At 70.6% G+C, this 7621-nt stretch carries 7 protein-coding genes and 1 pseudogene; 6 read left to right on the forward strand and 2 right to left on the reverse strand.

The window, feature by feature from the left end:
• Positions 1-66 precede the first annotated feature (66 nt).
• Positions 67-1578, forward strand: coding sequence for an alpha-N-arabinofuranosidase (locus tag AB0N07_RS05585; protein ID WP_365832344.1), 1512 nt, complete (start codon positions 67-69; stop codon positions 1576-1578).
• On the opposite strand, the gene AB0N07_RS05590 is transcribed toward AB0N07_RS05585, so the two are convergent.
• Complete coding sequence (locus tag AB0N07_RS05590; protein ID WP_365832346.1) at positions 1565-4558, reverse strand: beta-galactosidase; 2994 nt, start codon at positions 4556-4558, stop codon at positions 1565-1567. The two genes, AB0N07_RS05585 and AB0N07_RS05590, sit on opposite strands and share 14 nt — an antisense overlap.
• Before the next feature lie 91 nt (positions 4559-4649).
• On the opposite strand from AB0N07_RS05590, the gene AB0N07_RS05595 reads away from it, so the two are divergent.
• Positions 4650-5108, forward strand: coding sequence for an Rrf2 family transcriptional regulator (locus tag AB0N07_RS05595; RefSeq protein ID WP_115908355.1), 459 nt, complete (start codon positions 4650-4652; stop codon positions 5106-5108).
• A 118-nt stretch (positions 5109-5226) separates the two neighbouring features.
• Here the strand turns inward: AB0N07_RS05595 and AB0N07_RS05600 are convergent, their stop codons facing one another.
• The gene (locus AB0N07_RS05600; protein WP_365832348.1) at positions 5227-5535 is read right to left on the reverse strand and encodes a hypothetical protein; all 309 of its coding nucleotides are present in this window, start codon (positions 5533-5535) and stop codon (positions 5227-5229) included.
• Positions 5536-5651: 116 nt separating this feature from the next.
• On the opposite strand from AB0N07_RS05600, the gene AB0N07_RS05605 reads away from it, so the two are divergent.
• The 4 genes and pseudogenes from AB0N07_RS05605 to AB0N07_RS05620 form a co-directional block, all read left to right on the forward strand.
• Positions 5652-6119, forward strand: a complete 468-nt coding sequence (locus tag AB0N07_RS05605) for a hypothetical protein (protein WP_365832350.1) — start codon at positions 5652-5654, stop codon at positions 6117-6119.
• Positions 6116-6673, forward strand: coding sequence for a TlpA disulfide reductase family protein (locus AB0N07_RS05610; RefSeq protein ID WP_365832352.1), 558 nt, complete (start codon positions 6116-6118; stop codon positions 6671-6673). Before AB0N07_RS05605 ends, AB0N07_RS05610 begins: the two co-directional genes overlap by 4 nt.
• Positions 6674-6861: 188 nt before the next feature.
• On the forward strand, positions 6862-7512 hold the full coding sequence (locus AB0N07_RS05615) for a DUF4360 domain-containing protein (RefSeq protein WP_365832354.1): 651 nt from the start codon (positions 6862-6864) through the stop codon (positions 7510-7512).
• 16 nt (positions 7513-7528) lie between these two features.
• A pseudogene (locus AB0N07_RS05620) lies at positions 7529-7621 on the forward strand (hypothetical protein); the annotation flags it as partial.

Below are 7621 nucleotides of genomic sequence, written 5' to 3' on the forward strand. Positions count from 1 at the left end.
CAGGTTTTTCAGGGGCGCGACCAGCCACGAACCACCTGCAGACGAAACTGAACCTGAAAGGCCAAGATGAGCACCGCCCGCTTCACACTCGACCCAGCCTTCACCGTCGGCAAGGTCAACCCCCGCCTCTTCGGCTCGTTCGTAGAACACCTCGGCCGCTGCGTCTACACCGGCATCTTCGAACCGGACCACCCCGCGGCGGACGAGGCCGGGCTCCGCCAGGACGTCCTGGACCTCGTCCGAGAACTCGGCGTCACCGCCATCCGCTACCCCGGAGGCAACTTCGTCTCCGGCTACAAGTGGGAGGACTCGGTCGGCCCGGCCGAGGACCGCCCCCGCCGACTCGACCTCGCCTGGCGCTCCACCGAGACCAACCGCTTCGGCCTCTCCGAGTACATCGACTTCCTGAGGAAGATCGGCCCCCGGGCCGAGCCCATGATGGCCCTCAACCTCGGCACCCGAGGCGTCGCCGAGGCCCTCGAACTCCAGGAGTACGCCAACCACCCCGCCGGCACCGCCCTGTCCGACCTCCGTGTCTCCCACGGCGACAAGGACCCCTTCGGCATCAAGCTCTGGTGCCTCGGCAACGAGATGGACGGCCCCTGGCAGACCGGCCACAAGACCGCCCAGGAGTACGGCCGGACCGCCGCCGAGACCGCCCGCGCGATGCGCCAGATCGACCCGGACGTCGAACTCGTCGCCTGCGGCTCCTCCAGCCAGTCCATGCCGACCTTCGCCGCCTGGGAGGCGACGGTCCTGGAGGAGACCTACGACCTCGTCGACTACATCTCCCTGCACGCCTACTACCAGCCCGAGGACGGTGACGTCGACTCCTTCCTGGCCTCCGCCGTCGACATGGAGTCCTTCATCGAGAACGTGGTCGCCACCGCCGACCACATCGGTGCGAAGCTGAAGTCGAAGAAGAAGATCAACCTCTCCTTCGACGAGTGGAACGTCTGGTACATCTCGAAGTGGCACGAGATCGAGAACTCCGGCGCGCGGGACTGGGCGGAGGCCCCCCGCCTCCTGGAGGACAACTACAGCGTCCTGGACGCCGTCGTCTTCGGCTCGCTGCTCATCGCACTCCTCCGGCACGCGGACCGCGTCACCGTCGCCTGTCTCGCCCAGCTCGTCAACGTCATCGCCCCGATCATGACCGAGCCCGGCGGCCCGGCGTGGCGCCAGACGACCTTCTTCCCCTTCGCGCAGGCCTCGCGGTACGGCCGCGGCCAGGTCCTCGACGTCCGGGTCGACTCACCGACGTACGAGACGAAGAAGTACGGCGAGACGGACCTCCTGCACGCCACCGCCGTGCGCGCGCAGGACGGCGCCGTCACCGTCTTCGCCGTCAACCGCAGCCGCACCGAGGCGCTGCCCCTCGAAGTCGCCCTGAACGGCCTGGACCTGACGGAGGTCGTCGAGCACAGCGCCCTCGCCGACGCCGACCCGGACGCCCGCAACACCCTCGACGACCCCGAGCGGGTGGCTCCGCACACGGTCGAGGGCACCGCGCTGCGGGACGGCACCCTCACCGCCGTACTGGAGCCGCTGTCCTGGAACGTGATCAGGCTGGCCTAGCGGTCGACCGGCCGGGGGAGGAAACAGGTGCCACCGGTACTCCTCCGGCCGCCGCGCCCAGCAGCGTCAGCCGTACGTCCGACGGTCCCGATGGTGTGGTTCCGTCGGACAGGACGGCCAGGGCGAGTGTGTTGGAGCCACGTGTGCGCAGGATCCCGTTCGGGAGCGGGAAGGTGTGCTGCGGGCCCACGTCGTTGATGTACTGGCCCATGTTCCAGCCGTTCAGGAAGATCTGGACGCGATAGGCGCGGGCCGGGTCGTCGTCGAGGACCAGCCCCACGGAGGCGTCGGTGCCGGCGTCGACCGCGAGCCGGAAGGACGTCCGGTACCAGGTCACCCCCTGCCGCCGGTCCGCCCGCGGCAGCTGCACCGGCTCCCAGCCGCCGTCGCCGTACCCCGGCAGATGCCAGCCGTTGCGCTCCCCGTACAGCCCGCCGTTGTTCTGCGGCCCGCGCACGGGGTCCGGCGCGGTCTCGCCCTGCAGCCGCCAGCTCAGCTGCGGGGCCGCCCCCGCGAAGGTGACCGCCGTCAACCCGCGCGCCACCTTGTGCGTGTCCAGGGACTTTCCGTCCTGGTCGTGCTGCATACGGCGGACGAGGACCGACAGCACATGCGGCTCGTCCGTGCGCAGCTCCTGCGGTACGGAGAAGACGGCCGTGGCGGCCCAACTCCCCTTACGCACAGTTTTGTTGTCCGGCACGGGCATCCGGTGCGTGCCCAGCGGCCGCCCGTCCAGCCAGGCCATCAGGAGCCCCTGCGTGCCCGTGCTGTAGGCGAGGGACACCGACTCGGCGCCGGTCGCGTCGGTGAAGCGCCCGCGGTACCAGACGTCGCCGTAGTGGAAGGAGTAGTCGTCGGCGAAGAGGACCGGCTGTCCGGCGGGGACCGGTGTGGTGCTGTGGGTGGTGGTCTTGTCGGCGGGTGTCCAGGAGGAGTCGTCGAAGGCGGGCGCCGACTCGGGGTTCTCCGTCTTCCGCAGCCAGCTGTTGCTCAGCGCGGGCAGTGCCACCGCCCCGACACCGGCCAGCGGCTGCGCGGCACGCAGGCTGCCGGAGGAGGTCGCGTGGGCCTTCAACCCGCGTCCGTTCCAGGTCAGTTCGTGGATGCCGCGTGGTCCCCACACCTCCAGGTCCGCCGCCTCGATGGTGTCCCCGGTCAGCCGGACCGTCGTTCCGTCGACGGCCGCGGTCCGCAGCAGGGCGGGCCCGTACACGAGGACCGGGCCGGACGGGGTGTCGTGCGGCCACAGTCGTACGGAGGTCTCGTCGTCCGCGAGGAGCAGCAGGAGGGGGGTGGAGGTCCCGCCGCCGCTCACCGACACCCGTGTCAGACCGTCCAGTTGGGCTTCGATCCGCAACAGCCCGTCCGTGTACGCGTGCTCGGCCTCCCCTTCCAGCACGGTGACCGTCGGCTCGCTCGCACACTCCAGTGCGGTCACCGTGTCCTCTCCCGGCCGCCCGGTGAGCACGGCGATCTGCTGTCGCCCGGCGGTGAGGGCCAGCATGGGCTGGGCGTTGGAGTGGCGCAGCTTCCGCAGACCCAGCCTGATCCCGGCGGCCAGCAGCCGCGCGTCCTGCGCCGGGACCGCCACCGGGACGGGGAGCTCGGCGCCGTGCAGCGGAAGCTCGGAGGCGACCGGCACCTCGCCGTCGTTGCGCAGGACGTACACATGGGCGCCGGTGTCGGGGTTGGTCAGGTGGTACACCTTCAGCCCGTCCGCCGCGGCGTCCGGCTCGACGTCCGCCGCGCGGTCCAGCTTGGCGAGATCGGGGAAGTGCCGCAGCAGATGCCCGAGCTGGTGCATGGGGATCAGCTTGGCGGTCGGCTGCCGGCCCTCGTCGATGGCAGCCCCGTAGTCGTACGACGTGTAGACGACCGGCGCGGGCAGCCAGCCCCACGAGGTGCCGCCGAAGGTCATGTAGACGCTGTGCAGGGTGATGCCGTTGGCGAAGTTGGTGAGGTAGAAGCGCCGCTCGTACGCCGCGTCCCGCAGCCGCCGCGACTCCGCGTACCCCTTCCCGCCGAACCAGGCACCGCCCCACGGATCGAACCAGCCACCCCCGAACTCCGGTACGAAACCGGGCGTTCGGGGACTGGCGGTCGCGCCGCCCTTGACCCCGCCGGTCCCGAAGTGCCCCCAGTCGGGCGGGGCCAGGGTCGGCGACGGATAGCCGTCGAAGCCGTACAGCCAGCGGCCCCGCTCGCCGCCCGTGTCGAAGGAGCCGGGGATCCAGTACCCGTTCCGGCCCTTGTCGTTGTGGAAGAGCGGTACGTCGATGCCGTCGGAGCGGACCTTGCGGTACAGATGGGCCATGTAGTCGCGACCGGTGGGCTCGTCGACGTACGCGTCGTACTCGTTCTCGATCTGGTAGAGCAGGACCGTGCCGCCGCCCTTGGTGTACAGGTGCCGGGCGACGATGGCGTTCACCTGGGTCAGCCACTCGTCGACGTACGACAGATAGGCCGGGTCGGCGGTCCGGGCCCGGCCCTCGGTGGCCGTCAGCCAGCCGGGGAAGCCGCCGCCGTCGATCTCGGCGTTGATGTAGGGGCCGGGGCGGAGGATGACGTACAGACCGGTCTCGCTCGCCGTCCGCAGGAACAGGTCCAGGTCGCGGACGCCGGTGAAGTCGTAGTGCCCGGGTGCGGGGGAGTGGTAGTTCCAGGACACATAGATGCTGACCGTGTTGTAGCCGTGGGCGCGCATCTTCTGCAGGACGTCGCGCCACAGGGACGGGCTCGGCAGCCGGAAGGGGTGCATCTCGCCCGACCAGACGACCAGCCGTCTGCCGTCGACGAGGAGCGAGTAGCGGTCGAAGCCGATCGTGTGCCGCCGCCCGTCCGCGCCCGGCGTGCCGGGCGGCGGGCCCGTGGGGGCGGTCTGGGCGGCGTAGGCGCAGGTCATGGCCCCGCTGCCGCCCAGCGCCAGACCGAGGGCCGTGGCGCCGGCGAGGGCGTTGAAGGAACGTCTGCTGAGCCCCAAGGGGGCCTCCCGTCGGACCGGCCGGTCGGCGGCGCGTGTGAGGTCATCGTGCGAGGTCATTGTGTACGGCCGCAGCCAGCACAATGGTCGTATGAGGATCTCGGCACGGGCGGATTACGCGGTACGGGCGGTTCTTGAACTTGCGGTCCGGCAGGACGACGGGCCCGTGAAGGCGGAGGCCATCGCCGCCACGCAGGAGATCCCGCACAAGTTCCTGGAGGGGATCCTCGGCGATCTGCGGCGCGGCGGCATCGTCGACAGCCGGCGCGGGGGAGGCGGCGGCTACCGGCTGGCCCGCGAGGCCGCGCGGATCACGGTCGCGGATGTGATCCGGGCGGTCGACGGCCCGATCGTGTCCGTGCGCGGGGAGCGGCCCACGGGACTGGAGTACACGGGGTCCGCCCAGCCGCTGCTGCCGCTGTGGATCGCGCTGCGGGCCAACGTCCGGCGCATCCTGGAGGGCGTCACCATCGCGGACATCGCGGCGGACGCCCTGCCGGAGCCGGTACGGGAACTGGCGGCGGAGCCGGCGGCCTGGGAGAACCCCTAGCAGGTCAGAGCCTGTGTCATATCCCCGGCCGGGCGCGCGACGCCTGGCACGCACTCCCCCACTGCCTTAAGGGCGTGGGGGGACCCCCAGCCGCGTTGCCGAAACGCCCTGGTAGCTCCTAAACACGGGTCGCCGGTGACTCCCGGAGGCGTGACACCGCAGCGCAGCACGATGTCCCGGTCCCCCAGACGGCGATCCCGATAAGGCTGCTGTCCCTGCGGGACAGGCCGCCGCGGGAGGCCGGGGCGCCGTCGGCGATGCGGTGGCAGTGCGGTGCGCCGGAGAACCTGGCGGGGCGTACGCCGGCGTCGGCGTCGGTGCAGGCGAAGCTGTAGGCGGCGAGGGCGGCGAGGGCTGCGCCGCCGGCGAGGACGCAGGGGCCCACGGCCAGGGTGAGGCGGGTCGGACGCAGACGTATCGACGGCATGGCAGAACGTCAGGACAGTCCGCCGCCGACCCCGGACCGGGTCCCCGCAGCGCCGGAGAGCACAATGACCGTGTGGCGGGCCGCAGTTGGGGCCCGTCGGTGAAAGGGGGAGTGACGTGACCGTCACTTGGCGGGGCGCCGTTTCGTACGCGCTCACCGTCGTTGTCCTGTCCTGGTTGGTCGGCGCCGGTGTGGACCTGGCCTGGCAGGCCGCCCCCGGCGGGAGCGTCGGGGGCTGGGCCGATTTCTGGTGGAAGAACCCGTGGCACGCGGTCTTCGTGGGCGCCGCGACCGTCTCCCTGGTGCCGGCCCGGCGTCTGCTGGCGCCTCTGCCGCGCTGGCGCGTGACGCTGGTCGACGGGTCTGTCTACCTGGCGGCGCTGCTGGTCTGCTGGGGGGTGTCGGCGTGGGCCGAAGGCGACGGCGCACCGGCCGACTGGGCGTTCGTCATGGCGATCGTCGCGCTGTACACGCTCCAACTGCCCGCCGCGTGGCTGCTGTGCGTCTGGCGGTCGGGAAGCCTGGAGGTCGTCCTCAGCGGGACGGCGACGGACGAACTGCGCGGGGGACTGGCCGGCCGATGACGAAGACTCGACACCGGAACGTGCTGGTGGCGGTGGCTTGTGCGGCGGTCCTCGCCGGCTGCTCGGCCCCGGCGCCGATCAGCGACACCAGCCCCGGGGATCCGCTGATCAGGACGTGGAAGGAGGGCGAGCGACCCGCTGTTCCGGACCTTTCCGGGCCCTCCCTTGAGGGCAGCACGGTCAGCCTGTCCGACTTCCGTGGCAAGGTCGTCCTGATCAACGCATGGGCCTCCTACTGCGGTCCCTGCCGGGCGGAGGCGCCCGAACTCAAGAAGATCCAGCAGAAGTACGGCGCCCGCGGGCTGCGCGTGCTCGGGCTCGACAACGACGGCGGCCGGGGTGCCGGTCTCGCCTTCCAGAAGCAGTACCGGCTGGACTACCCCTCCCTGCACGACCCCTCGGGCAAGCAGCTGTTGAGGCTGCCGCGAGGCGTGGTGACCACGCAGGGGCTGCCGTTCACGATCGTCGTCGACTCCTCCGGGAAGGTGGCGGCGGTGCGGATGGGAGCGGTGACGGAAGGGCGGCTCGCGAAGATCATCGAGCCGTTGCTGTGATCGCGGCCGGGCGGCGTTCTGCCGTGTGAAATCCCCACCTGTGAATGGCCTGAGTTCGCCCTGACGGGTTCGCGTGCGCCTCCCTACGATGCGATCGCCTCGTGCCTTCACAGGATCCCCATGGTTTCTTCAAAGGGCTCCGGGCGGGCCGGGGTGTGCCACCCCCCACTCACAGAACCGGAGAGACCATGCCTGGTGCACTCCTTCTGGGCGGCGCCGTAGCCGCTCTGCTCACCACCGCGATACCCGCGCACAACTCGTCCGGGGTCTTCGACAACCCGCCCCCGGACAAGATCGTCATCGACGTGGCGACCGTGAACGGCTCCGGCTGTCCCCAGGGCACCGCGGCCGTCGCCGTGTCCCCGGACAACACGGCCTTCACGGTGACCTACAGCCAGTATCTCGCCCAGTCCGGCGGCAACTCCGACCCCACGGCCTTCCGCAAGAACTGCCAGCTCAACCTGATCGTGCACGTCCCCCAGGGCTTCACCTACGCCATCGCCAGTGCCGACTACCGGGGCTTCCTCTCGCTCCAGCCCGGCGCGTCCGCGACGCAGAAGGCCTCGTACTACTTCCAGGGCTCCTCGAACACGGTGCCCAAGACCCACCCGTTCAGCGGCTCGTACAACGACGACTGGCAGGCCACCGACAGCACGGACGTGGCCCAACTGGTCTGGGCGCCCTGCGGAGTTGAGCGCAACTTCAACATCAACACCGAGCTGAGAGTGAACGCGGGGACCGCGAACCCGGGCAAGGTCAGCTTCATGACCATGGACTCGACCGACGGGAACATCAGCACCACGTACCACATGGCGTGGAAGGAGTGCCCGGGCAAGTGAGCAAGAGAGGTCGTGTCACGATCCCGCGGACCCCGAGTGGACCGGCCGGGATCGTTTCGTGCTGTCCCCCGGCCACACCTCGCTGACGCTCTACACGCAGCTGTTCCTG

This window comes from Streptomyces sp. NPDC051172, assembly GCF_040682555.1.
Classification (GTDB): domain Bacteria; phylum Actinomycetota; class Actinomycetes; order Streptomycetales; family Streptomycetaceae; genus Streptomyces.

What these genes read in the sequence shown, in the direction of transcription:
- AB0N07_RS05615 (WP_365832354.1), top strand. Translation starts at nt 6,862, where the DNA reads ATGCCTGGTGCACTCCTTCTGGGCGGCGCCGTAGCCGCTCTGCTCACC.
- AB0N07_RS05595 (WP_115908355.1), top strand. Translation starts at nt 4,650, where the DNA reads ATGAGGATCTCGGCACGGGCGGATTACGCGGTACGGGCGGTTCTTGAA.
- AB0N07_RS05585 (WP_365832344.1), top strand. Translation starts at nt 67, where the DNA reads ATGAGCACCGCCCGCTTCACACTCGACCCAGCCTTCACCGTCGGCAAG.
- AB0N07_RS05610 (WP_365832352.1), top strand. Translation starts at nt 6,116, where the DNA reads ATGACGAAGACTCGACACCGGAACGTGCTGGTGGCGGTGGCTTGTGCG.
- AB0N07_RS05600 (WP_365832348.1), bottom strand. Translation starts at nt 5,535, where the DNA reads ATGCCGTCGATACGTCTGCGTCCGACCCGCCTCACCCTGGCCGTGGGC.